Raw genomic sequence first — 26699 nt, forward strand, 5'->3', positions numbered from 1 at the left:
ATCATGAAAGGGATTATATTGGCTGGTGGTTCGGGAACGCGTTTGCATCCGATTACACGGGGCATCTCGAAACAGTTATTACCTATCTATGATAAACCGATGATCTATTATCCATTGTCAGTACTGATGTTGGCAGGGATCCGGGAGATATTGATTATTTCTACTCCGGATGATCTGCCCATGTTTAAACGCTTACTTGGTGATGGACATGAGTTTGGCATTCAGCTGAGTTATGCCGAGCAGCCTTCACCGGATGGCCTTGCTCAAGCGTTTATTATTGGTGAAGAGTTTATCAATGGTGATGCATGCTGCTTGGTGCTAGGTGACAACATCTTCTTTGGTCATTCATTTAGTCCAAAACTGAAATCCGTTGCGGCAAGAACACAAGGTGCCACGGTATTTGGTTATCAAGTTATGGATCCAGAGCGTTTTGGTGTGGTGGAGTTTGATGATGACTTCAAAGTGTTATCCATCGAAGAAAAACCGAAAAAGCCGCTTTCTAACTGGGCGGTGACGGGGCTTTATTTCTACGATAATCAGGTCGTTGATTTCGCTAAGCAGGTGAAACCTTCAGAGCGAGGGGAGCTGGAAATTACCTCTATCAACCAAATGTATTTGGACAAAGGTGAGCTAAACGTCGAACTGTTGGGGCGTGGCTTTGCATGGCTAGATACGGGCACTCACGATAGCTTAATTGAAGCGGGTACTTTTGTACAAACGGTTGAAAAACGTCAAGGTTTCAAAGTCGCCTGTTTAGAAGAAATTGCATGGCGTAATGGTTGGTTGTCTGATGAGCAAGTTCAGGCATCGGCAAAACAACTGAGTAAAACGGGTTATGGCCAATATTTAGAGGATCTCCTCCGTGTCCGTCCGCGCCAGTATTGATTGTCTACAATGGGAGTCTGATTTTTTCGGACTCCCTACGGCGAAATTAGATTTCGCAGCGCCACACGCTGAGACGGTTCTTGCAAGCCAATTAGACGGTTATGCTATTACTCAAGCCAAGATACTTGCTAGTGATACTGAGCGTTTAGATGGGCTAATGCAGCTTGGTTTCTCTTTCGTCGAAGGTGAAATTGATTTTGCGCTGACTATTGGCACAGAAAATGCTTATTTAAAAAGTCGATTAGTGGCAACAGATCGGGTTGAACCCGCTGTTGCGGAAGATATTCCTGTATTACGCCATGCGGCGGCACAAGTGTTTAGCCAAAGCCGTTTTCGGTCTCCTTGGTATCGTGAAGGCGACAGTGGGCGTTTTTATGCACTATGGATAGAAAAAGCGGTTTTAGGCACATTTGACCATACTTGTTTATTAGTAAAAGACGCGTCGGGGGATATCTTAGGCTTTGTGAGTTTGAGACACCTTGATGATGACACAGCGCGTATCGGCCTACTCGCTGTTATGCCTAGCGCTACAGGGCGAGGAATTGGCCGTAAATTGATGTCCGCAGCCGTTGTCTGGTGTGAGCAACACGAAAAAAGACAGTTAAATGTGGCTACCCAAATCAGCAATATTGCGGCATTAAATCTTTATTCACGTAGTGGTGCTTCGGTTGCTAGCACTGCTTATTGGTTATATAGGGGACAACATGATTCCATTTAATAAACCACCCGTTGTAGGAACTGAATTAACGTATATGAAGCAAGCCATGGAAAGCGGCAAGCTATGTGGTGATGGTGGTTTTACAAAACGTTGTGAAGAGTGGATGGAAAAGCGCTTTGATTGCCCTAAAGTCCAGTTAACACCTTCTTGTACCGCTTCGTTAGAGATGGCGGCGATCCTAATTAACATCAAGCCTGGTGATGAAGTGATCATGCCAAGCTTTACCTTCGTTTCTACCTCAAATGCGTTTGTATTAAGAGGGGCTACCATTGTTTTCGTGGATGTACGTCCAGACACCATGAACATGGATGAAACAAAAATTGAAGCTGCAATCACCGAACGTACTCGTGCTATCGTTCCAGTCCATTATGCGGGCGTCGCTTGCGAAATGGATACCATCATGGCTATCGCGAAAAAACATAACCTATTTGTGATTGAAGATGCGGCACAAGGTGTTATGTCGACATACAAAGGCCGAGCATTAGGTACTATTGGTCATATCGGCTGCTATAGTTTCCATGAAACGAAAAACTACTCGTCAGGTGGTGAAGGCGGGGCAACACTGGTCAATGATAAGTCGTTGATTAACCGTGCCGAAGTGATCCGTGAAAAAGGAACTAACCGCAGTCAGTTTTTCCGTGGTCAGGTAGATAAGTACACTTGGCGTGATATTGGTTCCAGCTATCTCTTGTCAGATTTACAAGCGGCTTATTTGTGGGCTCAGCTTGAAGAAGCTGAAAAAATCAATGATCGCCGATTGCTACTATGGCAACGCTACTATGAGGCGTTATCACCATTAGCGCAGGAAGGTAAACTTGCATTACCTATCGTGCCCGAAGGGTTAGTGCATAACGCCCATATGTTCTACATCAAGCTAAAAGATGTTGAAGAGCGTACTGCTTTTAATGAATACATGAAATCAAATGGCGTTTTAACGGTGTTCCACTATGTTGCGTTGCATACTAGCCCTGCTGGGGAAGAATTTGGACGTTTCCACGGTGAAGACCGTTATACGACCAGTGAAAGTGACCGTTTAGTGCGTCTGCCTATGTTCTACAATATGACAGATGATGAACAACAAACGGTAATTGCAAAAATTAAGGCGTTTTTTGCCTAATGTCGTTAGCCAAAGCTTCAGTTTGGACTGCTGGGTCTACCCTGATAAAAATCGGGGCAGGCCTACTTATCGTCAAATTATTAGCAGTCACGTTTGGCCCGAGTGGGGTTGGTCTGGCGGGGAACTTCCGCCAGTTAATCACAGTGTTGGGTGTTTTATCGGGAGCGGGTATTTTTAATGGTGTGACTAAATATGTCGCAGAACACCATCAAGACCCTGAAAAGTTACGTGCGGTATTAGGGACATCATCAACACTTATTCTTGGTTTTTCGACACTATTAGCGCTGATATTCCTGCTTTTTAGTGGCCCAATAAGTGAAGGGCTATTCGACAGCAAGGACTATCAATCTGTTATTCAGGCGGTTGCCTTTATTCAGATGGGCATTGCTTACGCTAACTACTTCTTGGCGATCCTTAAAGGTTATCGAGACGCATCGGGTAATGCTCAATCGATTATCTTTGGGAGTATAATTGGTGTAGTTGCCTATTATTTATGCTACACATTAGGTGGTTATGATGGCGCTTTAGCTGGCTTGGCATTGGTTCCTGCATTAGTGGTTTTACCTGCTGCCTTGATGATGATTCGCCGTAAGCGGTTTGCATTATCGATGTTAAAGCCTGCTTGGGATAAAGCCGTGGCGACTAACCTAGGCAAATTTACCATTATGGCGTTAATTACGTCGGTGACTTTGCCCGTTGCCTATATCATGATGCGGAATTTGCTCGCAGCACAATATAGTTGGGATGATGTAGGCTTATGGACAGGGGTTAGTACAATTTCAGATGCTTACTTGCAGTTTATTACCGCGACATTTTCTGTGTATTTGCTGCCTACACTCTCTCGGCTACAACATAAAAATGAAATTTCTGCTGAGATCCTTAAGACGTTAAAATTTGTGTTACCTGCTGTCGCCGTAGCCAGTTTTATGGTGTGGCTATTACGTGACTTTGCGATTTGGTTGCTGTTTTCTGAAAAATTTAATGGAATGCGAGACTTATTCGCATGGCAATTAGTGGGCGATGTGCTGAAAGTCGGTGCATATGTCTTTGGTTATCTTGTGATTGCGAAGGCGGCATTGCGTTTTTATATTTTAACTGAGGTGAGCCAGTTTATTCTCTTAATGGGCTTTTCCCATTGGCTGATACCTATGCACGGGGCTGTAGGGGCAACACAAGCCTATATGGCGACATACATCGTGTATTTTCTCCTCTGTTGTTGCGTATTTTTGATTTACCGTAGGCGAGTATGACAACCTTAATACATGTACTGGGATCTGAACTCCCTCACCATAATCAAACGGTGTTGACGTTTTTTAATGACGTGATCTGTAAGGAAAATACAGCGTCACAAAAACCCCATTTTATGGTGGTTAGTCGCGATACTCAGCTTGCGGCTGCATATCCAAAGCTGAATATCGATGTTTTTGAAGGTAAAAAAGCGATAGCGAATGCGGTGATCCAACGTGCAATGGCAGATCGCCGAGAACGTTTTTTCTTTCATGGTCAGTTTAACGCGCCGATTTGGTTAGCCCTCCTATTTGGTAAAATTAAATCTCACCAGTTTTGGTGGCATATTTGGGGGGCAGACCTGTATGAAGAGTCAAAATCATTAAAGTTTAAGCTTTTTTATGTATTGCGTCGTTTGGCGCAAAAAAAAGTGGGGCACGTTTGTGCGACCCGCGGTGATTTATGTTATTTCCAGCAATCTAACCCAAAAGTACCGGCCTCAATTTTATACTTCCCAACACGAATGGATCCTGCTCTGACGTTAAATGAGCGTCCAGCGCGTCAGGGCGAGACATTGACAATCCTATTAGGTAACTCAGGTGATCAATCAAATCGTCATATAGAGGCTCTGAGCGCGATTAAACAGCAATTTGGTGAGCAAGTTAAGGTCATCGTACCGATGGGGTATCCGGATAATAACCAAGCTTATATCCAACAGGTCGAGAAGGCGGCTCAAACGCTATTTAAGGCAGACCAAGTCAGTATCTTAAAAGAGCGGATGGCGTTTGCGGATTACCTCGATTTATTGAGGACATGTGATTTAGGCTATTTTATCTTTAATCGCCAGCAAGGGGTGGGAACGCTGTGCCTGTTGATCCAGTTTGGTATCCCGTTTGTGATCAGCCGACAAAATACCTTTTGGCAGGATTTAACGGCACAGAATGTGCCCGTCTTTTTCTATGGCGATGAGCTATCGTTAGGCCTTGTTGATGAGGCTCAACGGCAAATGACGTTGCTGGATAAACAACATATCGATTTTTTTGCCCCTAACTTTACGGATGGTTGGAAAACGATTTTAGGTGTTGCGGAGGAGCAGGCATGACCTTAGCCGAGTTAGGGGGCTTATCGCTTGTCTATCTAATCTCCATTATCTTTATCGGAACACTGCTCTACACAGAGTTTCGACGTGTACGTTTTAATTTTAATATTTTCTTTTCGCTGTTGTATTTACTGACATTTTATTTTGGTTTTCCGCTGACTTGTGCTCTGGTTTTCCAATTTGATGTGGCAGTCGTTCCGGCTGAGTATTTGCTCTACGCTCAACTGGCGGCAACCAGTTTTTATGCTATTTATTATGTTGCTTATAAAACACGCCTAACCAAAAGTGCGACCACTGCTAAGCGACCGCTCTTCACCATGAATAAAGTGGAAACGAACCTAACCTGCTTATTGTTGATTGCGGTTGCGGTGGTGACAGTAGGGATCTTTTTCTTACAGAATGGTTTTTTACTGTTCAAACTTAAATCGTATAGCCAAATATTCTCCAGTCAGGTTTCAGGGGTCGCGCTAAAGCGCTTTTTCTACTTCTTTATCCCTGCAATGTTGATTGTGTACTTCTTGCGACCATCACAAAAACGCTGGCTTTTCTTTCTCGTCAGTACCGTTGCATTCGGTTTTCTGACGTATGTGATTGTTGGCGGAACGCGAGCCAATATCATTATTGCATTCGCCCTATTTTTGTTTATTGGTATCGTCAGAAGGTGGATCACACTTTGGATGCTAGTGGCGGCAGGTGTCGCGAGTATTATCGGTATGTTCTGGCTAGCGTTAAAACGCTATGGCCTAGATGTGAGTGGTGCAGAGGCGTTTTATACCTTCTTATATCTGACCCGAGATACCTTCTCACCATGGGAAAACCTTGCTCTATTGTTGAGTCACTATGACAAGATAGAATTCCAAGGTTTGGCGCCTATTGTGCGTGATTTTTATGTCTTCATTCCATCGTGGTTATGGCCTGAACGACCTGACACGGTACTGAACTCAGCAAACTACTTTACTTGGGAAGTGCTCAATAACCACTCTGGATTGGCAATTTCGCCTACATTGATTGGTTCATTAGTGGTGATGGGGGGCGTGCCATTTATCCTACTCGGCGCGATTGTGGTTGGGTTAATCATTAAATGGTTTGACTGGATCTACGGCATGAGCCTAAAAGAGTCAAATCGCTATAAAGCCGCCATTATGCAAGCTTTTTGCTTTGGGGCTATTTTTAACATCATTGTGTTAGCACGTGAAGGGGTCGACTCCTTCGTGTCACGCGTAGTCTTTTTCTGCCTCATTTTCGGACTTTGTTTGATTCTGGCGAAATTACTGTACTGGTTATTTGAAAGTGCGGGGCTTATTCGGGCAAAAACAGCTTCTTACTTAGGAAGCCAACGTCGCGGAGACCGCTAAAGGAGCATTATGGAACAGCAATCTATTCCACAATATAGTATCAGAGGCCACCAAATATGGGGCTTCAAAGATATGACGCATTTTCTGGATCACCTATTTGCAGACGGTGAAACAAAATCAGGTACGCTGGTGGCTATCAATGCTGAAAAAGTGATGACAGCAGAAAAGGATGCGGCATTAAATACGTTGCTTGGGCAAGCGGAATATCTCTATGCAGATGGTATCAGTATTGTGCGCGCTATTCGCCGTAAATACCCTCAAGCGCAAGTCTCTCGTGTAGCGGGAGCTGATCTTTGGGAAGCGTTAATGGAACGCGCAGGGAAAGAAGGCACGCCTGTTTTTTTAGTCGGTGGTAAGCCGGAGATCCTTGAGCAAACAGAGAATAAGCTACGAGCACAGTGGAATGTGAATATTGTTGGCTCACAAAATGGCTATTTTACGGCAGAGGATAGAGATACTCTGTTTGAGCGAATTCGAGCCAGCGGCGCAAAAATTGTAACAGTCGCGATGGGGTCACCCAAGCAAGAGATCTTAATGCGCGATTGTCGAAAAGTTTACCCAGATGCACTCTATATGGGCGTTGGTGGCACTTACGATGTCTTTACTGGGCACGTAAAACGCGCCCCTAAAGTCTGGCAAAATTTAGGGTTAGAGTGGTTATATCGCTTATTATCTCAGCCGACCCGCATTAAAAGACAGTTTAAATTGTTGAAATTTTTAGCTTACTACTATGGCGGCAAGCTGTAGTTTTGCATAGCATGTCACGGCGTAAGTTACCTTTATTGCGCTGTGACATGTCACCATCTTGTCAATTTTCACCTCCCTTTAATAACATAAACGTTACTTCTGGTCTCTTTCTTCAATTATTTCTATAATTCATCAAAAATACATGTAAGTTACGAGCTTTCGGTTCAAACACTTGAATATGTCATTTTTTTCGACTGATAAAACAGTCTTTTTATGAATATTGATTGTGCTTATTACTATAAATACTCATAAGCCATGATTTATCTTTTTTGTTACGACAGGGGAATTTATGGAGAATTCACAGCAAGGGCTACAGCGAGGCTTAGAGGCACGTCATATTGAGCTGATTGCACTAGGTGGAACAATCGGTGTTGGCCTTTTTATGGGGTCAGCGAGCACCTTAAAGTGGGCAGGTCCTTCAGTATTGTTAGCCTATATTATTGCAGGCATTTTTGTCTTTTTTATTATGCGCTCAATGGGGGAAATGTTGTTTGTAGAGCCTGTGACAGGCTCTTTTGCTGCCTTTGGTTATAAATATTTAAGCCCATTTTGGGGATGTTTAACGGCGTGGGGCTACTGGTTTATGTGGGTGGCTGTGGGTATCTCAGAGATCACCGCCATCGGCTCTTATGCTTCCTATTGGTTCCCCGATGCACCTCAGTGGGTATTTGCCTTAACCGCCGTTATCTTGGTGGCCTTAGCGAACCTTGCGGCGGTTAGGTTGTATGGTGAGCTAGAATTTTGGTTTGCGATGATAAAGGTGACAACTATTGTTGTCATGATTTTAATCGGCTTAGGGCTAATATTCCTTGGGATCGGTAACCATTTTGAGCCAATAGGCCTTGGTAATTTAACAGAGCATGGCGGTTTTTTTGCGGGGGGTTGGAAAGGGTTCCTGTTTGCATTATGTATTGTTGTCGCTTCTTACCAAGGGGTAGAGCTAGTGGGGATCACCGCCGGTGAAGCTAAAAATCCACAGGTTACGTTGAAAAAGGCGATCAATAATATTCTATGGCGTATTTTAATTTTTTATGTCGGCGCCATTTTTATTGTCGTGACTTTGTTTCCTTGGACTGAAGTTGGTCAACAAGGTAGCCCATTTGTACTGACCTTTGCGAAAGTTGGTATTGTTTCGGCGGCGGCTGTCATTAACTTTGTCGTACTAACTGCCGCGTTGTCCGGTTGTAATAGTGGCATGTACAGTGGAGGGCGAATGCTGTATGCGTTAGCTCAAAACAAGCAACTACCACCTTCATTATTGAAACTCACACGTAATGGCGTGCCAGCGCGCTGTGTTGGCTTCACGATACTGTGTCTATTAGTCGGCTCAAGTTTAAATTATATTATTCCTGACTCAGAGAAAGTCTTTGTTTATGTCTATAGTGCGAGCGTTCTACCCGGTATGGTGCCTTGGTTGGTTATTTTGACTAGTCAGCTCCGCTTTCGTCAGCAAAACAAAGATAAGCTAGCTCAACACCCATTTAAATCCATTTTATTTCCTTGGGTGAACTATGCCACCTTACTGTTTTTAGTTTGTGTGTTGGTAGGGATGGCGATTAACCCTGAGACGCGGTTATCGTTAATTGTTGGCGCTATCTTTTTAGCGGTAGTGTCTATCCTGTACTTTTTGCTCCGGATCATCAATCGTGGTCAAGGCGATAGTACAATCCACTCTTGATGATATTTTTATTTAACATTTTCGTGATAAAGAGAGGAAAAATGCTCTCTTTATCGACAAAACGAGCAAAAGGCAAGCAATCGATATTTTTATTGAAAAAAGGACTAGACAGGGAGTGATTAAATCCGTACTATCCACACCCGCAACGGCGTTAAGCGCCCGTAGCTCAGCTGGATAGAGCGCTGCCCTCCGGAGGCAGAGGTCTCAGGTTCGAATCCTGTCGGGCGCGCCATTAAATTAGCGTGCGGCTACGGTTGGCAAGACAATGTTGTATGTAGTATAATAGCAACGCTTTGAATAAAGTGAAGTTATGGTGGCTATAGCTCAGTTGGTAGAGCCCTGGATTGTGATTCCAGTTGTCGTGGGTTCGAGTCCCATTAGCCACCCCATTCTTTTGTGACATTGCGAGGGTGGCGGAATTGGTAGACGCGCTAGCTTCAGGTGTTAGTGTCCTCAGGACGTGGGGGTTCAAGTCCCCCCTTTCGCACCACGAAAAGAGTGAAGAAAATTCAAATAGTATCGGCGAGTAGCGCAGCTTGGTAGCGCAACTGGTTTGGGACCAGTGGGTCGGAGGTTCGAATCCTCTCTCGCCGACCAAATTTAGAAAACCCCGCTTTGAATAAGCGGGGTTTTTGCTTTTTAGCGCATACCCATTATCGGCGGAATCAATCCTTTTCCTCTCCTAGCTTATCTAATCTTTCGCACTTGATTGTTGTGTGGTCATTATCCCTCGACCTGAAATGTTGTTTACTTCCCTATGTTTTTCACTGTTTTTAAATGCAGACTGGACGTGCTATTTTTGGGGAATAAACTATCTCTAATTAATTGCTTTTATTGGTTATTTTTCATTGATAATAGTTGATGTCGTAAAATAGATACAAAGCTATATTTTGCTGTCTCCAAATGGAGACATATAACATCATGATTTATATGAATAAATAACTAATAGTTATTTGGTGTCTCTGAATTGAGACAGCGAAGTCGGGCTGTCGTCATGATGGATAGCGAGTATCGCTGGCTAAAATAGTGGATATTTGAAAAAAACGATGTCATCTCGCAGGCTTGCTAAAAAAACGGGATAAAAAATAGCCATATTTCTGTTTTGGAAAAGTTGGCACGCATCCTGCATTACTTATTATGTAGATGCTCATTCCACTCATTATGATAGCAATGCTTCATAAACCTAGGAATGATGCAAAGCCGATTATCGGTGCCTATTGTCCAATATAGATGAACAAGAGCTCATCCTCTTCTCATCAACCCATGGACGAAACGTTGAGTGAGGCACCATCCGTCTGTAGACCTGATTGTATATTTACACCTGTCATTGTTGGCAGGTGTTTTTTTTGCATGCGAACTCATCAGCCAAAACTGATCCCCTCTTGAACCGTATTTTGTTGCTTGAGGAAATCAGTTCACATCATACATTAGATTAATTTTTTCGGTTACAGAACCATTTGCTAAACCAACGAGTAATGTAGGTATAGCAAAGAATAATGAATGTAATGATGAAGATGTCTTTGTTTAAATCAACGGTATTGAAACCGATAATCGTGATAAAAACAAAGGGTGACAAAATGAGAAGTAAAAGATCAAAAAATATTTGCAGTCGATTTGGGGTTGCAATAATCCAGCACCAAATAGTTTTAATTACATTCATGTAGATATCCTGAGTCCGGTTAAATCAAAGGCAATGTATTATTTATACACTATGTAAATGATATATTACAGAACAACAGTTGCTTTGTTTGATGTTATGCGAAAATCAATTATTTTTCAGCTTTATTTGTGCGCTTTTAATTTCATAATGCACAGTTAAGTTCTTTTTTAGATGGGTTTAATAAGTAGGTTGACTATTAATCATAAGATGGTTAATAAAAAATATTCAATTAACTATGATTCTTTTTAGAAGGAATAATAACAAATAAAAAGCTCCGCATATGAACGGAGCTTTTTTATTATAAACATTTATTGCTACAGTTATTAACTTCGATCTTTCTTCAGTGAATGTAGCAACGCTTCTTGGCGAATTTTTGCAGCTTCTTCGGCTTTATGTAGCTTATCTAGCGCATCGGCTAGCCAAGCGGCGTCGTGTGCATCGAAACGCTGTGCTAATGCTGCTTTGAAATAAGACTCCGCGTGTTCCCATTGCGCATGCTGCAAGGCGATTTGCCCCATTGTGCTATTGAGTAATGGCGTTGCTCCAGATTGTTTAACCAACTGTTTTAACACTTTTTCCAGTTGCTCTGGTTTATCACTACGTAGCCTTGGGGCTAACAGTAATAAGCGCTCATCATATTGTTGCTTTAAGCCATCAATAATAATTTTCTCAGCGCTTTCCATGTCATTACATTCAATTAAATGTTCAGCTAAGAAAGATTGTAATGCGATTTCATGGCGAATTTTACGCGGCTGTGCTTTCCACCAATCTTTAAGACCTTCGCTACCGTTTTCTGCCATACACTGGTTCATTAACCCCTTATAAGCTTTGAGCTTTAAGGCTTCTAACTCATCTTCACTGTGCAGCTGGACTTTTGCCATGACAGGCAGTAGCTCAATCAGTGCTTGATAAGCGCCAGAACGTAGATAGGCTTGCTCGGCAAGGCGTAAAATCTCAGGGTGTCTTGGGGCTTGATCAAGAAGTTTGTCGATGCCAGTTCGAGCCGCATAGACCTCATCTTCCGCTAATTGAATACGAACACGGCTGATATCTACAGGCAGTTGATCACTGCCAGCCACTTCTGCGGCTCTATTGAGATATTGGTGAGTTCGGTATTCATCACCACGCTGTTGCGCGGCTTCAGCAGCCAGTAAGTAGTTGATAACAGGCTGTTGAGAGAAGTCAGCATGCTTACTCATCAACTTTTCGACTTGATCGAAATCCCCTTCAGCTAGCTTTAAGAGGGCTTTTTGGGTTTGCGAGTGCGCTTTATGGTACTTACGACCACTCACCCAGCCTTTAGTCCGAGAGGTTGTGCTGATAAAACGACGATAGCACCAACCTAAAAAGAGCAATACGAATTGTAGTAATATAAAAGACAGAACTAAACTGGTGACACTGGTCGTAATGTCATAATTATCTGTACGGATGAAGACATAGCCTTGGTGACCGGCTAATAGCGGCCCTAAGATAATGCCTGCGATCAGAACAATAAAGAGGATGAATACTTTAATCATAATTACCCCTTCTGCTCATTAGTTGGTGCTGTAACGACCGAACTTTCTGATTTTTCGGGTTTAGCCTCAGTTTCAGAAGGTTGTTTTTCCTCCTTTACTGCGGGGGTTGCTGACGCTTTTGCACTTTCCTCTGATTGGGCAAGTAGGTTACGAACACGTGCCTGCATAACTTTTTCAAGTTTTGGCTGACTTTCTAATGTATCAGGCATTTCAGTGTCGATTGATTGATTAAGTAACTCATCAACTTCAGCAAGGAAAGCTTTGGTTGCCGGTGCATTCACATCAAAATAGGCACGTACCCAAGTAGAGACTTGCTCTAAAGATTGCTTATAGGTCTCTTCTTGATAGCGAGGAACCGCTTGTGCAGCAATGAGTAATTGAGAACGAATGTTTTCACGTAAATAGATGTCCTGATTTGGCGCAAGCAGTGGCGCTTCAGAGCCATCACGAGCACGTACAGTAATAAAATCACTGGTAAAGCTTTTCCAACTGCGTGATAAGTTCTGTTTCCAGTCGGCAATATCACCGGAGACCTGTTCGTCATCATCAACTTTGGCATCACCGCTATTGATATCGTTTAGGCGCAAGTTGTCAACTTCATTACTTAACTGGTTCAAACGTAGAATAATACCGTCGTAATCGACTTGGTTGATAGCCGCTAAGCTAGCAATATCATTTTTAATCGCTTTACGAATATCCAAAAGGCTAGGATCATTCATCTCTGCAAGGCTGGAATCGGCGCTTTTCAAAAGTACGGCGGCAGTAACTGGGTCGTGATCATTCCACAATTTTCTGCCTGCCATTTTGACCATAAAGTCAGCTTGCGCCAGTAACCAGCTTTTTACGTCTGAACTGGATAATGCATTGACGTGCGCTTGTAGCTCTTGCATACGGCGGTTTAGTTGATCTTCATACTCGCGAGCTTGTGAGCTTAGTGCTGACTGTGAAGCGACCAGAGAATCTAAACGTTGCCTATCCGCTTTTTGTTGTTCAATTAATTCACTCAACTGTTTTTTTAACTCACTATTTTCATTAGCGAGTTGTGTATTACTTTGTTGAGTAAAATAATAAATACCACCGCCGATAGCGATGATAATAGCGATAGCGATGGCACTACCGATGAGACCAGAACGTTTTTGCTCCGAAGACGGCTTAGTTTGGCGGTTGTTTGGGGTATCCGCGACAGTATCGTTGTTGACCGTTTCGGTAGATTTATCGTGTTCCGTCATAAATTAGCATCCCATGTCGGTTGAGAGTAATGCTTCTAATAAAGCATTATTATCTGCGCTATTTGCCACACAGACCTGTTGCCAGCCAATTTGGCGAGCTTGGTCTGCAATCCGTTCGCTGACAACCAATAAACGGCGATTAAACCACCATGCTTTTGTATTTTCAGCGATCAATTCATTTAATAAGGCTAACATTTGACCACTACTGATAACAATATCTGTAATGCCCTTATTAACCCATTGTTGATTAAACTCTGCTTTATCATACAAAACAGGGTGTCTTGTATAACATTCGCAATATTCCACCTGCGCTCCCCTAGACCGTAACGTAGAGGCGAGGAGTTCCCTACCACCATTGCCCCGTAAGAGCAGCGCACGTTTCCCTTCAAGAAACTGTAATTCAGGAAGGCTTAGCAATGCTTCGCTGGTTTCGCCATGCTCAGGCCAGCGGATCATTTTACTTGTTAGCGCCTCAAAATACTGACCAGTTGAACGACCGATCCCATAATAGGATAACTTATCTGACCAGTTGCGTCCTGCTTGTTTAAGGGTTAAATCTGCATACCAGACCGCATTTTTAGATAAAAGAAAAACTAAATCATTTTGAGTGAGCTGTTGAAGGCGTGATCCGAGTAAGTCTAATTCAGCCCCCGGCCCCACCTGAATAAGTGGCAAAGCGAATGCTTCTGCCCCTTTTGCTTTGATGGCAGCAACAAGCTCAGAGCCAGCAGGCTCCGGCCGAGTGACTAATACCTTCATGCTGGCGGATTTCCTTGGTAAACTTCCGCCAGTATTTCACGTGCACCTTTATCAAGCAGCTCCTCAGCGAGGGAGATGCCTGCTTGAGTGGCTTGCTCTGGTGTGGTTAAACGTTCCCCACGGATAACTTGACTGCCATCTGGCGCGCCAACTAGTGCACGTAGCCAAATTTGTCCATCTTGCCAAATTGCATAGCTACCGATAGGCACTTGGCAGCCGCCTTCAAGGCGCATGTTCATTGCACGTTCAGCAAGCACACAGACAGAAGTATTATCATCATTAAGCTTTTCAAGTAGTTGGCGAGTGCGTTCATCATCTAGGCGGCATTCGATGCCCACCGCACCTTGCCCAACTGCGGGCAGAGATTGCTCTGGTGCTAATGCTGTACGAATTCGCGCTTCTAGACCTAACCGTTTCAGCCCAGCGACAGCCAAAATGATGGCATCATATTCCCCGTTATCCAGCTTTGAGAGACGCGTACCAACATTACCTCGTAGGTCACGGATAACAAGGTCAGGGCGTAGTTCCCTTAATTGGCATTGGCGGCGTAGGCTGGATGTACCAACGACACTGCCCGCAGGTAGCGCATCAAGACTATCATATTGATTAGACACGAAAGCATCGCGGGGATCTTCACGTTCACAAATTGTCACCAGCCCTAGGCCCTCAGGGAATTCAACGGGAACATCTTTCATTGAGTGAACGGCAATATCGGCCCGTTTTTCCAGCAGGGCAAGCTCCAGCTCTTTAACAAATAGGCCTTTACCGCCGACTTTGGCGAGTGGCGTATCTAGAATGATATCGCCTTTAGTGACCATGGGAACTAGCTCAACTTGTAAGCCTGGATGAAATTGCTCTAGCTTCTCTTTAACAAAGTAAGCTTGCCACAGAGCTAAAGGGCTTTTACGTGTTGCAATACGGACAATATTCGTTGATGTCATTTCGCTGCTTTCTCAGGCATAAACTGCCATAGATTAACCATACAATTATCCCTAGTTTTAACATTTTAGCGATGGGTTTTCCAGTTAGGGCCTCCTAAACCCTCCGTTTATAGAGCGCATTATTCATAAAAATCTTCTCTTTATGATTGAGATAAATAAGAGGGAGCCATCGTAAACAGAGAGTGCCATCCCTATTTTTTTAGCTATTTGTGCTGTGCAGGGAGTAAAAAAGTTTCAATTTACGTCAATCTAGTGGTGAAGCGTTCAAGCATAGGCGCAATGCGAATTAGATTTGAAATAGGCGCTGGATGTATGTTTTTTGAACGAACGAACAATTTGTTATTATTCCATTGATAAACAAGGGATATTCGGGGGTTATAAAAAATAAAAAGCCTTTTTATACAATATGTTGAAAATTAATTTGTATCAAAAATACACAGATAAAATTATGTGATCTACTTTACCCTTTTGCTGCAAGGTGTTAAATTGATCACGTTTCCGACAATTCATTTGAAAAAAATTTTAAATATATTTCTATCTGTTGGGTGCTGGGTTTTACCCAGATTTGTTGTTAAGTTCATTCAGCCAGGCGTATCCCTTGTATCTCTATATTGAAACTTTAAAGCAGAGACTTGATGCGATAAACCAACTTCGGTTAGATCGCGCGACAGCGTCAATGGATGAAACCTTTTGTAAGGTTTACAGCCTGCTGCCTGTCTTGTTTCATTATCATCACCCTATGATACCGGGTTATATCGAAGGGAATGTCCCTTATGGCGTTTGCTTCTTCACCCCCGACAATGACCAAAAACTTTGGTTATCCCAATTTGGCAAGTATCTTCCCAACGCAGAAAAAGCGAATGGTGAATTACCGATAACGGGAATCTACTCGATGGGTAGCACCTCCTCAGTTGGCCAAAGCCAATGCTCCGATATTGATATCTGGGTCTGCCATCCCTCATGGTTAGATAACGAAGAGAAACGCCTGCTACAAAAAAAATGTACCTTAATCGAGCAGTGGGCAGCTTCTTTAGGCATTGATGTGACAGTCTTCTTAATTGATGAAAACCGTTTTCGCCATCATGCTAGCGGGCATATCGGTGGGGAAGATTGTGGTTCAACACAACATATTTTATTGCTGGATGAATTTTACCGCACCGCAGTACGTATGGCAGGTAAAAGATTGTTATGGACTATGGTGCCAGTTGAAGAAGAGCATCATTACGATGAATATGTTATGGCGCTTTATGCACAAGGTGTATTGACGCCAAATGAATGGCTCGATCTCGGTGGGTTAGGGGAGTTGTCAGCGGCCGAATATTTCGGGGCTAGCTTATGGCAATTATATAAGAGTGTCGATTCCCCTTATAAAGCCGTCTTAAAAAGTTTACTTCTCGAGTCTTATTCGTGGGATTACCCAAAAGGTAAGTTATTGGCATTAGAATTTAAACGTCATCTTCATGCGGGTGAGATAGTTTGTTACGGTCTAGACTCGTATTGTTTGATGTTAGAACGTGTCACCCGTTATTTAATTGAAATAAATGATACCCCCCGTCTTGATTTAATCCGCCGCTGTTTCTACCTCAAAGTCTGTGAAAAATTATCTAAAGATACAGAAAATGAATGCTCTGGCTGGCGACGCGATGTGCTATCTCAGTTAGTTGAATCATGGGGATGGGGTGCTGAACGCTTAGCGATGTTAGATTCGCGTAGTCAATGGAAAATTGAACGAGTTCGTGAAGCACACAATGAATTGCTCGATACGATGATGCAAAGCTATCGTAATTTAATCCGTTTTGCGCGTCGTAATAATTTAAGCGTCAGTGCTAGCCCACAAGATATTGGCGTATTGACGCGTAAGTTATACGCAGCGTTTGAAGCGCTACCGGGTAAAGTGACGTTAGTGAACCCACAAATATCACCGGATCTTAGTGAGCAACACCTCACATTTATTTATGTTCCGCCGGGTCGTGCGAATCGTAGTGGTTGGTACTTATATAACCAAGCTCCGTATATTGAAACCATTATTGGTCATCAGCCGCTCGAATATAACCGTTATTTAAATAAACTCGTCGCATGGGCTTATTTTAATGGGTTATTGACCGAAAATACTCAGGTGTATATGCATCATGGGCAATCTCAGTGTGATGAGAAGAAATTATTGGAATTGATGCATGACGTATCAGGGCACTTCCCGATACGCCTACCAGCACCGACGCCCAAAGCATTATATAGCCCCTGTGAAATTCGCCATTTGGCTATCATTGTCAATTTAGAGCAAGACCCCACCCAAGTTTATTCGAATCAAGTTGTGCATTTTGATTTTAGAAAATTAGATGTCTTTAGCTTTGGTCAAGAGCAGCGTTGTCTTATCGGCAGTATTGATTTGCTGTATCGCAACTCATGGAATGAGGTGAGAACGCTTCACTTTAGTGGCGAGCAGTGCATGTTAGAAGCACTTAAAACCATTTTAGGTAAGATGCACCAAGATGCCGCGCCACCAGACGCTGTAGAGGTGTTCTGCTACAGTGAGCATTTGCGTGGGCTAGTCAGAACGCGTGTGCAGCAATTAGTGTCAGAGTGTATTGATTTGCGTTTATCAAGTAACCGTAATGATCCGGGGCGTTTCAAAGCCCTGCGCATTGCCGGACAGACATGGGGCTTGTTCTTTGAACGCTTAAACGTCTCTGTTCATAAGCTCGAAAATGCGGTGGAGTTTTATGGTGCTATTTCGCATAACAAACTCCATGGTTGGCCAGTAAAACTCAATGCGAAAGAGAACAACCATTTACCAGCGGTTGTCGATGGTTATGCAAGTGAAGGGATCGTACAGTTTTTCTTTGAGAATACAGCGGATAACACAGGGTTTAATATTTATGTGTTGGATGAAGCCAACCGTGTTGAGATCTACTCACATTGTGAAGGCTCTAAAGAAGAGTTGGTGCGTGATGTGAGCCGCTTCTACTCCTCATCTCATGATCGCTTCACATACGGTGCAAGCTTTATTAATTTTAACCTGCCACAGTTTTATCAAATCGTAAACCATCAAGGCAAAAGCCAAGTTATCCCCTTTTCGGGAGGCTCTTGGCCCTTCGATATCGAAAAAGATGAGATGACACACTCAGAGCATTTTGAGTCATCACCTCATCATCGCGCACACTACTATTAATGAGCCTTTAAAATGCGAAAGGTTCACCACTTTGTGTAGCAATCGCCTGTGCAAGCATATCTGTAAAACGTTGGCCTGAACGGTCGCATACCCAGTCGTTATCTTTATAATCGTAGTGATAGCCCCCCTGTTTCGTGGCGAGCCAAATTTGGTGGAAAGGTTCTTGTCGGTTGATGATGATTTTGCTGCCATCTTCAAAACTGAGCGTCATTACGCCACCATTCGTTTCACAATCGATATCCGCATCGCCGTCATAATTATCCAAATGCTCTTCGATTGAAGCCATCATTTGGTCGGCAAGTTGGTGAAATTCACTATCATTCACGGTTAGTTCCCTATTTGTTTAAATCATTCGCTAGTGGAAATTATAGGTGTGAACATCAATGGGGGTCAATTGACGGTAGAAATGTACCGGTACCCTCTGATTTTCCATGATGGCAGTTAAAACATTTGTTGGTGGCTCCCCTTTTAAGCATTATGCTATTGTGGATGGGGAACAAAATCACGACTCAATTGATGAACAATAGTGATTTGCAAAGGCAGCCCTGTTAATCTGTTACCTTATTCAGACGTCACAAGTTAGTTTTACAGGCGAAATATAATGAAAAAAAGTTTAGTTGGACTCTCTGCGCTTATTATTTTGTTCACTCTTTCTGGTTGTGGCTTAAAAGGCCCTCTTTATTTCCCACCAGAAGATAAGGCGACATCATCACAATCATCTGATAAAACACAAAATAGCACAGCGGCAGATTCGCGAGTGTCGACCTCAAACCAACAATAAGCTGCTGCGATGGAGCGGAATATGCAATTTTCTAAAATGCATGGCTTAGGTAATGACTTCATGGTTGTTGATGGTGTCACTCAGAATGTTTACTTTTCTCCTGAGTTGATTAGCCGTCTTGCTGATAGACATACTGGGGTTGGTTTTGACCAATTACTGTTAGTTGAGGCGCCTTATGATCCTGATTTAGACTTCCATTACCGCATTTTTAATGCAGATGGCAGTGAAGTCGCACAATGTGGGAATGGCGCCCGCTGTTTTGCTCGTTTTGTGCGTTTGAAAGGGCTAACAAATAAACAAAAGATTAAGGTCAGTACCCAATCTGGACGTATGGTATTGACAATCAATGAAAATGACGATGTTTGCGTGAACATGGGAGAGCCGGAGTTTGAGCCTCAGAAAGTACCGTTTCGCGCCATCAAAGCGGAAAAGACCTATATTATTCGCGCTTTAGAACGTACAGTGTTATGTGGTGTTGTTTCAATGGGCAATCCCCATTGTGTGATCCAAGTTGAAAGCGTCAAAACGGCGGAAGTGGAAATTTTAGGCCCTGTATTGGAGAGCCATGAACGTTTCCCTGAGCGAACCAATGTTGGTTTTATGGAAATCGTCAGTGCTCACCATATCCGTTTGCGGGTGTTTGAACGTGGTGCCGGCGAAACACAAGCCTGTGGCAGTGGTGCATGTGCGGCGGTCGCGATTGGCATTCAGCAAGGGTTACTGGCTAATCAGGTAAAAGTTGATTTACCGGGTGGCTCACTCGACATAAGTTGGAATGGTCCAGGCACTCCGTTATATATGACAGGCCCTGCCAGTCATGTTTATGATGGTGTGATCCAGCTCTAAGCTTTATTCAATTATCAAGAGGTTATAATGGATAAACCGGAAGTAGCACTAGACAGCCCTTATCAAATTGATGATAGCCAAGTGGTGCGTTACTTACAGGAACAGCCAGATTTCTTTATCCGTAATGCCTCGCTTATTGAACAGCTTACAATCCCACATGCTATTCAGGGAGCCATTTCGCTCCCTGAAGCCGTCATGAACCGTCAACGTTTGAAAATCAAACAACTCGAACAAGATATCTGTTTCATGGTTGAACAGGCTCATGAAAACGGTCAACTATTTGATGAATTGCTGTATTTAGTGATTGAGATGTCAATGGCGCAGAGCCTGAGTGACATGTTAAACAGCTTGAATCGCTGGGCGAAAAAATTAGGTCTATCCGGGGCGTCTGTGCGTCTATTTAGTGATTGCTGGCGGCTATCTGCTCCGCTTGATGCCCAAGCACTTGTCGTGTCTCGACGTGCATTTGAGTCGATTCGTATTCAGCGTTTTGGTGATAAGACCCACTATTTAGGCCATTTAAACGGCCCTGAAATACAACTTTTACTGCCTGATGCCATGAATGTGGCGTCAGTGGCTATCTCACTATTTGGTCATCATGGGGAGTCTGGCATGGTGATATTTACGAGTCGCGACCGAGATCACTATCAACAGGGTATGGGAACGGTTATGTTAGAGAAAGTGGCTCAAATTCTACCGAGGTTACTTTGCCGATGGATAGAGCGCCTATAAGCCCCCAGCCACAAGGGCTGATGATCCAAGTCGAAGCATTTTTACGTTATTTACAAATTGAGCGTAGGCTCAGCCCTGTCACTATCACCAATTATCGCCGTCAACTCACGGTGGTGGTAGAGATGCTGAATGAAATGAACGTCAGCGAATGGCGGCAATTAGATGCCACGAAAGCGCGTAACGTGGCAGCAAAAAGTCGTCGTAAAGGCTTACAAGCTGCCAGTATGGCATTACGTTTATCGGCATTGCGGAGTTTCTGTGATTGGATGGTGCAACAAGATAAGCTTTCTGCAAATCCAGTGACTGCCGTCCATGCACCAAAGGCCAAAAAACGTTTACCCAAAAATATGGATGTGGATGAAGTTTCAAAGTTGCTGAGCATGGAAAGCGGCGACCCGCTGGTGGTCCGTGATAGGACGATGTTAGAAGTGATGTATGGTGCGGGGTTACGTTTATCTGAATTGGTTGGGTTAGATGTTCGTCATTTAGACCTCGCGATGGGTGAGGTCAGAGTGATGGGGAAAGGAAGTAAAGAGCGTAAGATCCCATTAGGCAAAACCGCAGTGAGCTGGTTAAAGCGTTGGTTAGAAATGCGAGAGCTGTATGAGCCGGAAGATGGTGCCGTTTTTATCTCCACAAAGAGTGGTAAACGCATATCTAACCGTAATGTTCAAAAACGCTTTGAGCAATGGGGGATCAAACAAGGGGTTAATAGCCACATTAACCCTCATAAATTGCGTCACTCATTTGCAACACATATCCTTGAATCAAGTGGTAATTTACGCGGTGTGCAAGAGTTGCTCGGTCATGCAAATTTATCGACGACACAAATCTACACACACCTAGATTTCCAGCATCTGGCTAATGTTTATGATGTGGCTCATCCCAGAGCAAAAAGGGAGAAACCTTAATGCATTTTTACCGTCCGTTATCACCTATTCAGGCCATTACGTTTGACTTAGATGATACATTGTATGACAACCATCCGGTCATTGATAAAACGGAAGAAGAAGTGTTACGTTTTGTCCGTGAATATGATGCGCAGTTTAATCATTTTACCCATGATGACTTATACACTTTTCGCAATATTGTGGCGAAGCAAGAGCCTGATATTTGCCATGACATCACGCGTTGGCGTTGGTTATCATCGAAAATGATGTTTTGCCACTATGGGTACAGCCGTGAAGACGCGCAAAAAGGGGCGGATGACCTCATGGCTCATTTTACTTATTGGCGTAATCAAATCGATGTTCCTGAATCCACTCACCAAACACTCACTCAGTTAGCCAAAAAATTGCCATTGGTAGCAATTACTAACGGTAATGCAGAGCCTGATGCGTGTGGATTAGGGCAATATTTTCAGTTTGTATTAAAAGCTGGCCCGGATGGGCGCTCGAAACCCTATTGTGATATGTATCGGTTAGCCGCTCAAAAGTTAGCACTGGAGCCTCATGCCATTTTGCATGTTGGCGATAATTTGCTGACTGATGTCGAAGGTGCGATCCGCAGTGGTATGCAAGCTTGTTGGATCAATGTCGACAATAAGACGCTGATGGAAGAAAAAGATGTCCGCTTATTGCCGCATGTTGAAATTTCTCAGTTGGCTTCTCTATTGTCACTGGTATAATCATTTTTCTGTATAAAAATACAGTGGTCATCGCCACTGTTCTGCTTTGATGGTAATTATGGACGTTTCTTATCTGCTCGAAGGCCTTAACGACAAACAGCGTGAAGCGGTTGCTGCACCACGCACTAACTTATTAGTACTTGCGGGAGCGGGTAGTGGTAAAACGCGTGTGTTAGTACATCGGATTGCTTGGTTAATGGCGGTTGAGCATGCATCGCCATTTTCGATTATGGCGGTGACCTTTACCAACAAAGCGGCGGCAGAAATGCGCCACCGTATTAATCAATTGATTGGCTCAAGTGAAGGTGGCATGTGGATAGGAACGTTCCATGGTTTAGCACATCGCCTTCTACGCCAACATTATCTGGATGCTGGCCTACCACAAGATTTTCAAATTTTAGATAGTGATGACCAGTATCGGTTAATTCGCCGTTTGCTAAAAGCGATGAACCTTGATGAAAAGCAGTGGCCACCCCGTCAGGGCATGTGGTATATCAACGGCAAAAAAGATGAGGGGCTACGGCCTCAACATATTGAGTGCTATGGTAATCCGGTTGAAAGCACTTGGCTGAAAGTATATCAAGCCTATCAAGAAGCTTGTGATCGTGCGGGGCTAGTGGATTTTGCTGAGCTCCTGTTACGCGCCCATGAACTGTGGCTGAACAAACCTCATGTGCTACAACATTATCGCGAACGCTTCACCAATATTTTAGTCGACGAATTCCAAGATACTAACAGTATCCAATATGCGTGGATCCGAGTGTTAGCGGGTGACACGGGTAAAGTGATGATCGTCGGCGATGATGATCAGTCCATTTATGGCTGGCGTGGTGCACAAGTGGAGAATATTCAGCGTTTTTTGAATGATTTTCCCGGTGCCGAAACTATCCGTCTTGAGCAAAATTATCGTTCGACGAATAATATTCTGAAAGCCGCTAACGCATTGATCGCACATAATAGTGATCGATTAGGGAAAAATTTATGGACGGAAGGCGGTGATGGCGAGCCAATCTCTCTCTATTGTGCTTTCAATGAATTAGATGAAGCACGTTATATTGTCAGTCGTATTAAACAGTGGCAAGAAAATGGGGGAGCTTTGCAAGATTGTGCCATGCTATACCGTAGTAATGCTCAGTCGCGTGTACTGGAAGAAGCCCTTATTCAAAGCGCGATGCCATATCGTATATATGGTGGTCAGCGTTTCTTCGAACGCCAAGAAATCAAAGATGCCCTCTCTTATTTAAGGCTTATTGCTAACCGCAATGATGATGCGTCGTTTGAACGAGTCGTGAATACACCGACGCGGGGCATTGGTGAGCGGACGCTGGATACGGTACGGCAAACCGCGCGTGATCAACAACTGACACTCTGGGAAAGTTGTGAATATTTATTGCGTGAGCAAGTCCTCGGTGGGCGAGCGGCGGCAGCGATTGAACGTTTCTTAGAATTAGTGGATGCACTTGCGAAAGAAACGCAAGAGATGCCACTGCATGTACAAACGGATAGAGTGATCAATGACTCTGGCTTACGTGCAATGTATGAGCAAGAAAAAGGGGAAAAAGCACAAGCGCGTATCGAAAACTTGGAAGAGTTAGTCAACGCAACGCGCGACTTTAGCTATCAAGATGAAGATCAGGATCTGATGCCATTGCAGGCTTTCTTATCTCACGCAGCGCTCGAATCGGGAGATGGGCAAGCGGATATTCATCAAGATGCAGTCCAACTGATGACGCTTCACTCGGCTAAAGGTTTGGAATTCCCGAATGTATTTATCGTGGGCATGGAAGAAGGAATGTTCCCAAGCCAAATGTCGATGGATGAAAGTGGGCGTTTGGAAGAAGAGCGGCGTTTGGCTTATGTGGGGATCACTCGAGCTATGCAAAAGTTGACGATAACTTATGCAGAAAGCCGCCGTTTATATGGGAAAGAGGTCTATCACCGTCCGTCACGTTTTATTGCGGAATTACCGACGGAATGTGTTGAAGAAGTGCGTTTACGTGCAACCGTATCACGCCCTGTTAATCACCAACGCCTTGGCACACCCGTTACTCGAAATGATTCAGGGTATGCGTTGGGGCAACGTGTTCGCCATCCGAAATTTGGTGAAGGCACAATTATTAACTTGGAAGGCAGTGGTGAGCATTGTCGACTGCAAATTGCTTTTCAAGGGCAAGGGATCAAATGGCTGGTTGCATCGTATGCACGGTTAGAAAATTTATAGTTTATTGATAAATGCCAATGCTAATTTCGCTATTAGAATTGGCATTTTTATAGTTTTCACTTTTATTATAAACGAATTAATTAATAGCTTTATGTGATTTTAATTAACGTATATAAAATTAAAATTTGTTTTGTTCTCCTCTCAGTTATATATTTTTAACGCTCCGCATTGCTATCAGTTAGCACGTTTATTTAAAACTAAGGGAAAATAAAATGGATTTTGTAAATAGAGATGATATAACTAATTATAAAAATAAGTTTAATGCAATAAAAAAGGATTATGATCAATTTATCGGTGATAATCAATCTGTGTTAAGAGTATTAAAAACAGAAATAAATCACCTAACTACGAGCCCATATGTAGCGCAATATAAAAGAAACCAACAACTAATACAATGGATTAATAGCGCTATTTATCATATTGAAAAAGCCAATAAAATAATATTAAAACAGTTATCCAATCACCGCTCATCACTACGTGCTTTTGAACGGGGTAAACAGCCTTTCCCTGGGGCCTTTAGTCATGGCGTGATCAAATTTGATCTCGAGTTTCCTGAGTCGGTAATGAGTGAATTGCGCTTTACGGCACGTCATGCAATCGGGAAAACAATGGATAGATTCACTGAATTGGATAAACGCGTTTCCTCGTTAAGCAGCAACAGTCCATCACCATTAGAGAAGACGCCAGTAAATAGCCCGTTCTTAGAGAGCGTACAGGTTGCACTAAAGGTGACGACATTGGATTACCTTGATGCTTATAGAAGGCAAACCAAATTGTGTGATAAGGCGCTTTTAGATATTAAACATGTTTTTAAGGGGGTGAATTCAAAAATTAACAAAATAGAAGCGCTATCGCGTAAATTAACAGCATGGTCTGCGAGAGGCGCATCAAAACAGACGGGTTTAAATAAAGAGTTACTTCTCTCTGTAGGTAATGCAACGAAAATTGCGATTCAGACACAGAAAAATAATATCGAAATACTCAATAATCACTACAGTAACGTTATAAATGCGCTTAATATAAGCCGTGATGACAATGCGTATTTAACAATGGGTTCTGCCGAGCTACAAAACTATATTGATAGTTTAAATGAGTTAAAAAATAATAATTATATTTCGAATAAATTAAATGAACTCAAAGAGACTAACGTTGCCATCCATGATTTTATGGATAATGCAACTAAGGCTTATATTAAGAAGTTTCATCGAGAAGTGAATTCGGTGTACTCGTTATTAAAAGCTCAGCAAGATCAGTTAGCAAATATTAGCGAACAATATTTATCTTCCCGTATTGCACTGCTTACCGCCTATCGCGATGACCAGAAAATGGTGGAGTCAAAACTTATTTCATCGTCCTCTCAACTATTGAGTGAGCAAATCTCAAGTTTTGAAAAAGCCCCAGAAGCTGTGAGTTGTTTTACGTATGCAACGAAGGACAATAGAGAGGGTGCATCAGCCGCACTAAAATTTTGTATGGGGAAAACCGCATTTTGTGGGCATGGAACGTGTTGATGGTTGAGGCCTTAGCGTTCGACTAGGGCGTAAAATAGATTAATTGTCATTGGTTTCATTAGGGCGTGCTCATCCTAGTGGTGAGCACTCTTGGGGTTTGTTTGTAATATCGTTGTTTTTCAAATGGTTCACTAATTGAAAATCGTTATCTTGTGGTAGGTTACTTTGATTCGAGAGTTTAATCTTTAAGATTTAAGTTTTTAATTTTAAATTTTCCACACAGTGAAGTATAAAATCATACCGAATAACCTTTCTAATATTTATCATGTCATTGAATAATCTAATTGATTCTCTTTCTACACAGGGTTGGTATGTGTGGGATGATTTTTTGAACCTGTCAGAAATAGAGGCTATTAAGGGCTGTATTCCTGATAATCTGCATGATGCGCGCATAGGTAACGGTGAGTCACTGCATGGCAATAAAGCCATTCGCGGTGATCAGACAATTTGGCTAGAGTCTGAAATGGGCGAGCCTATCGCCAGTTATATGGCGAAGATGGATGAAATCCGCCAAGCGCTAAATCGCTCGTGCTATATGGGATTGCGTGATTTTGAAACCCATTTTTGCCGTTATCCTAATGGGGCATTTTATAAAAAGCATGTGGATAATTTCCAAGGGCAAGGGCGGCGTAAGGTGACGACTGTGCTTTATATGAACGAAGCATGGAAATCTGGGGATGGGGGTGAATTGGTCGTGTATGATCAGCAGGATAATAAGCTATTTCAGCTTGACCCTTTAGCCGGTCGGATGATTGTATTTATGTCTGAAGAGTTCCCTCATGAAGTGTTACCTACCCAACAAAAGCGTGAAAGTATTGCCGGATGGTTTTTGACGGAAAAAATACTTTAAGCTTTATCTATCCAATGAATGCCACCTCCT

The 26699-nt window shown here is 43.1% G+C and carries 22 protein-coding genes and 4 tRNA genes; 21 read left to right on the forward strand and 5 right to left on the reverse strand.

The features are described 5' to 3' along the window. Positions 1–3 precede the first annotated feature (3 nt). From rfbA to PSF11_RS12140, 12 genes are all read left to right on the forward strand, one after another. Entirely contained in the window at positions 4–885 is an 882-nt protein-coding gene (gene rfbA, locus PSF11_RS12085) for a glucose-1-phosphate thymidylyltransferase RfbA (protein WP_004915489.1), read from the forward strand. Continuing rightward, entirely contained in the window at positions 863–1603 is a 741-nt protein-coding gene (rffC, locus tag PSF11_RS12090; RefSeq protein WP_072502691.1) for a dTDP-4-amino-4,6-dideoxy-D-galactose acyltransferase, read from the forward strand. Before rfbA ends, rffC begins: the two co-directional genes overlap by 23 nt. Continuing rightward, positions 1590–2720 carry a dTDP-4-amino-4,6-dideoxygalactose transaminase gene (rffA, locus tag PSF11_RS12095; protein ID WP_004915497.1) on the forward strand — a complete coding sequence of 377 codons (1131 nt, stop codon included), beginning with the start codon at positions 1590–1592 and terminating at the stop codon, positions 2718–2720. Before rffC ends, rffA begins: the two co-directional genes overlap by 14 nt. Next, entirely contained in the window at positions 2720–3970 is a 1251-nt protein-coding gene (gene wzxE / locus PSF11_RS12100) for a lipid III flippase WzxE (protein ID WP_061064478.1), read from the forward strand. Before rffA ends, wzxE begins: the two co-directional genes overlap by 1 nt. Then, positions 3967–5049, forward strand: coding sequence for a TDP-N-acetylfucosamine:lipid II N-acetylfucosaminyltransferase (locus PSF11_RS12105; protein ID WP_072502692.1), 1083 nt, complete (start codon positions 3967–3969; stop codon positions 5047–5049). Before wzxE ends, PSF11_RS12105 begins: the two co-directional genes overlap by 4 nt. Further along, positions 5046–6401: an ECA oligosaccharide polymerase gene (gene wzyE, locus PSF11_RS12110; RefSeq protein ID WP_004915508.1), complete on the forward strand. Its 1356-nt coding sequence runs from the start codon at positions 5046–5048 to the stop codon at positions 6399–6401. Before PSF11_RS12105 ends, wzyE begins: the two co-directional genes overlap by 4 nt. Positions 6402–6410: 9 nt before the next feature. After that, on the forward strand, positions 6411–7148 hold the full coding sequence (wecG, locus tag PSF11_RS12115; RefSeq protein ID WP_072502693.1) for a lipopolysaccharide N-acetylmannosaminouronosyltransferase: 738 nt from the start codon (positions 6411–6413) through the stop codon (positions 7146–7148). A gap of 289 nt (positions 7149–7437) precedes the next feature. Continuing rightward, a complete protein-coding gene (gene thrP / locus PSF11_RS12120) occupies positions 7438–8826 on the forward strand; it encodes a bifunctional threonine/serine APC transporter ThrP (protein ID WP_072502694.1) in 1389 nt (462 codons plus the stop codon). 155 nt (positions 8827–8981) lie between these two features. Beyond that, positions 8982–9058: transfer RNA gene (locus PSF11_RS12125), tRNA-Arg, on the forward strand. An 81-nt stretch (positions 9059–9139) separates the two neighbouring features. Next, positions 9140–9215 (forward strand) — tRNA-His (locus PSF11_RS12130). Between the two features lie 15 nt (positions 9216–9230). Beyond that, positions 9231–9316 (forward strand) — tRNA-Leu (locus tag PSF11_RS12135). Between the two features lie 30 nt (positions 9317–9346). Continuing rightward, positions 9347–9423, forward strand: a tRNA-Pro gene (locus PSF11_RS12140). A gap of 1386 nt (positions 9424–10809) precedes the next feature. Here PSF11_RS12140 and hemY read toward each other — a convergent pair. From hemY to hemC, 4 genes are read right to left on the reverse strand one after another with little or no spacing between them, the layout of a single operon-like run. Continuing rightward, positions 10810–12003, reverse strand: coding sequence for a protoheme IX biogenesis protein HemY (hemY, locus tag PSF11_RS12145; protein ID WP_053110824.1), 1194 nt, complete (start codon positions 12001–12003; stop codon positions 10810–10812). A gap of 2 nt (positions 12004–12005) precedes the next feature. Further along, the gene (gene hemX / locus PSF11_RS12150; RefSeq protein WP_072502695.1) at positions 12006–13232 is read right to left on the reverse strand and encodes a uroporphyrinogen-III C-methyltransferase; all 1227 of its coding nucleotides are present in this window, start codon (positions 13230–13232) and stop codon (positions 12006–12008) included. A 3-nt stretch (positions 13233–13235) separates the two neighbouring features. Next, positions 13236–13991 carry a uroporphyrinogen-III synthase gene (locus PSF11_RS12155; RefSeq protein WP_004915530.1) on the reverse strand — a complete coding sequence of 252 codons (756 nt, stop codon included), beginning with the start codon at positions 13989–13991 and terminating at the stop codon, positions 13236–13238. Continuing rightward, entirely contained in the window at positions 13988–14932 is a 945-nt protein-coding gene (gene hemC, locus PSF11_RS12160; protein WP_004915533.1) for a hydroxymethylbilane synthase, read from the reverse strand. Before hemC ends, PSF11_RS12155 begins: the two co-directional genes overlap by 4 nt. Positions 14933–15530: 598 nt before the next feature. Here hemC and PSF11_RS12165 point away from each other — a divergent pair. Then, positions 15531–18101 (forward strand): class I adenylate cyclase, encoded by a 2571-nt coding sequence (locus tag PSF11_RS12165; protein ID WP_072502697.1) that lies wholly within the window; start codon positions 15531–15533, stop codon positions 18099–18101. A gap of 7 nt (positions 18102–18108) precedes the next feature. Here PSF11_RS12165 and cyaY read toward each other — a convergent pair whose 3' ends face one another. Then, positions 18109–18426: an iron donor protein CyaY gene (cyaY, locus tag PSF11_RS12170; protein WP_004915539.1), complete on the reverse strand. Its 318-nt coding sequence runs from the start codon at positions 18424–18426 to the stop codon at positions 18109–18111. Between the two features lie 276 nt (positions 18427–18702). Here cyaY and lptM point away from each other — a divergent pair, with 276 nt between their 5' ends. From lptM to PSF11_RS12210, 8 genes are all read left to right on the forward strand, one after another. Next, entirely contained in the window at positions 18703–18882 is a 180-nt protein-coding gene (lptM, locus tag PSF11_RS12175; RefSeq protein WP_040132552.1) for an LPS translocon maturation chaperone LptM, read from the forward strand. 21 nt (positions 18883–18903) lie between these two features. Further along, on the forward strand, positions 18904–19728 hold the full coding sequence (gene dapF, locus PSF11_RS12180) for a diaminopimelate epimerase (RefSeq protein ID WP_014657285.1): 825 nt from the start codon (positions 18904–18906) through the stop codon (positions 19726–19728). Positions 19729–19755: 27 nt separating this feature from the next. Further along, entirely contained in the window at positions 19756–20460 is a 705-nt protein-coding gene (locus PSF11_RS12185; protein ID WP_004915546.1) for a DUF484 domain-containing protein, read from the forward strand. After that, entirely contained in the window at positions 20442–21371 is a 930-nt protein-coding gene (gene xerC, locus PSF11_RS12190; protein WP_072502698.1) for a tyrosine recombinase XerC, read from the forward strand. The genes PSF11_RS12185 and xerC overlap by 19 nt, the downstream gene beginning before the upstream one ends. Beyond that, positions 21371–22087, forward strand: a complete 717-nt coding sequence (yigB, locus tag PSF11_RS12195) for a 5-amino-6-(5-phospho-D-ribitylamino)uracil phosphatase YigB (protein WP_004915551.1) — start codon at positions 21371–21373, stop codon at positions 22085–22087. The genes xerC and yigB overlap by 1 nt, the downstream gene beginning before the upstream one ends. A 49-nt stretch (positions 22088–22136) precedes the next feature. Continuing rightward, positions 22137–24308: a DNA helicase II gene (gene uvrD, locus PSF11_RS12200; protein ID WP_004915554.1), complete on the forward strand. Its 2172-nt coding sequence runs from the start codon at positions 22137–22139 to the stop codon at positions 24306–24308. Positions 24309–24520: 212 nt separating this feature from the next. Continuing rightward, entirely contained in the window at positions 24521–25819 is a 1299-nt protein-coding gene (locus PSF11_RS12205) for a hypothetical protein (RefSeq protein WP_072502699.1), read from the forward strand. Positions 25820–26084: 265 nt separating this feature from the next. Next, entirely contained in the window at positions 26085–26669 is a 585-nt protein-coding gene (locus tag PSF11_RS12210; protein ID WP_004915561.1) for a 2OG-Fe(II) oxygenase, read from the forward strand. Positions 26670–26699: the final 30 nt, after the last annotated feature.

The organism is Providencia sp. PROV119, assembly GCF_028482435.1.
Taxonomy (GTDB): domain Bacteria; phylum Pseudomonadota; class Gammaproteobacteria; order Enterobacterales; family Enterobacteriaceae; genus Providencia; species Providencia stuartii.

Bases quoted from the DNA above. Each gene is read 5' to 3' on its own strand.
- xerC (WP_072502698.1), top strand. From the start codon at position 20,442: ATGGATAGAGCGCCTATAAGCCCCCAGCCACAAGGGCTGATGATCCAA.
- wecG (WP_072502693.1), top strand. From the start codon at position 6,411: ATGGAACAGCAATCTATTCCACAATATAGTATCAGAGGCCACCAAATA.
- PSF11_RS12155 (WP_004915530.1), bottom strand. From the start codon at position 13,991: ATGAAGGTATTAGTCACTCGGCCGGAGCCTGCTGGCTCTGAGCTTGTT.
- PSF11_RS12205 (WP_072502699.1), top strand. From the start codon at position 24,521: ATGGATTTTGTAAATAGAGATGATATAACTAATTATAAAAATAAGTTT.
- dapF (WP_014657285.1), top strand. From the start codon at position 18,904: ATGCAATTTTCTAAAATGCATGGCTTAGGTAATGACTTCATGGTTGTT.
- hemX (WP_072502695.1), bottom strand. From the start codon at position 13,232: ATGACGGAACACGATAAATCTACCGAAACGGTCAACAACGATACTGTC.
- yigB (WP_004915551.1), top strand. From the start codon at position 21,371: ATGCATTTTTACCGTCCGTTATCACCTATTCAGGCCATTACGTTTGAC.
- rffA (WP_004915497.1), top strand. From the start codon at position 1,590: ATGATTCCATTTAATAAACCACCCGTTGTAGGAACTGAATTAACGTAT.
- thrP (WP_072502694.1), top strand. From the start codon at position 7,438: ATGGAGAATTCACAGCAAGGGCTACAGCGAGGCTTAGAGGCACGTCAT.
- rfbA (WP_004915489.1), top strand. From the start codon at position 4: ATGAAAGGGATTATATTGGCTGGTGGTTCGGGAACGCGTTTGCATCCG.
- PSF11_RS12105 (WP_072502692.1), top strand. From the start codon at position 3,967: ATGACAACCTTAATACATGTACTGGGATCTGAACTCCCTCACCATAAT.
- hemY (WP_053110824.1), bottom strand. From the start codon at position 12,003: ATGATTAAAGTATTCATCCTCTTTATTGTTCTGATCGCAGGCATTATC.
- wzyE (WP_004915508.1), top strand. From the start codon at position 5,046: ATGACCTTAGCCGAGTTAGGGGGCTTATCGCTTGTCTATCTAATCTCC.
- lptM (WP_040132552.1), top strand. From the start codon at position 18,703: ATGAAAAAAAGTTTAGTTGGACTCTCTGCGCTTATTATTTTGTTCACT.
- PSF11_RS12210 (WP_004915561.1), top strand. From the start codon at position 26,085: ATGTCATTGAATAATCTAATTGATTCTCTTTCTACACAGGGTTGGTAT.
- wzxE (WP_061064478.1), top strand. From the start codon at position 2,720: ATGTCGTTAGCCAAAGCTTCAGTTTGGACTGCTGGGTCTACCCTGATA.
- PSF11_RS12185 (WP_004915546.1), top strand. From the start codon at position 19,756: ATGGATAAACCGGAAGTAGCACTAGACAGCCCTTATCAAATTGATGAT.
- hemC (WP_004915533.1), bottom strand. From the start codon at position 14,932: ATGACATCAACGAATATTGTCCGTATTGCAACACGTAAAAGCCCTTTA.
- uvrD (WP_004915554.1), top strand. From the start codon at position 22,137: ATGGTAATTATGGACGTTTCTTATCTGCTCGAAGGCCTTAACGACAAA.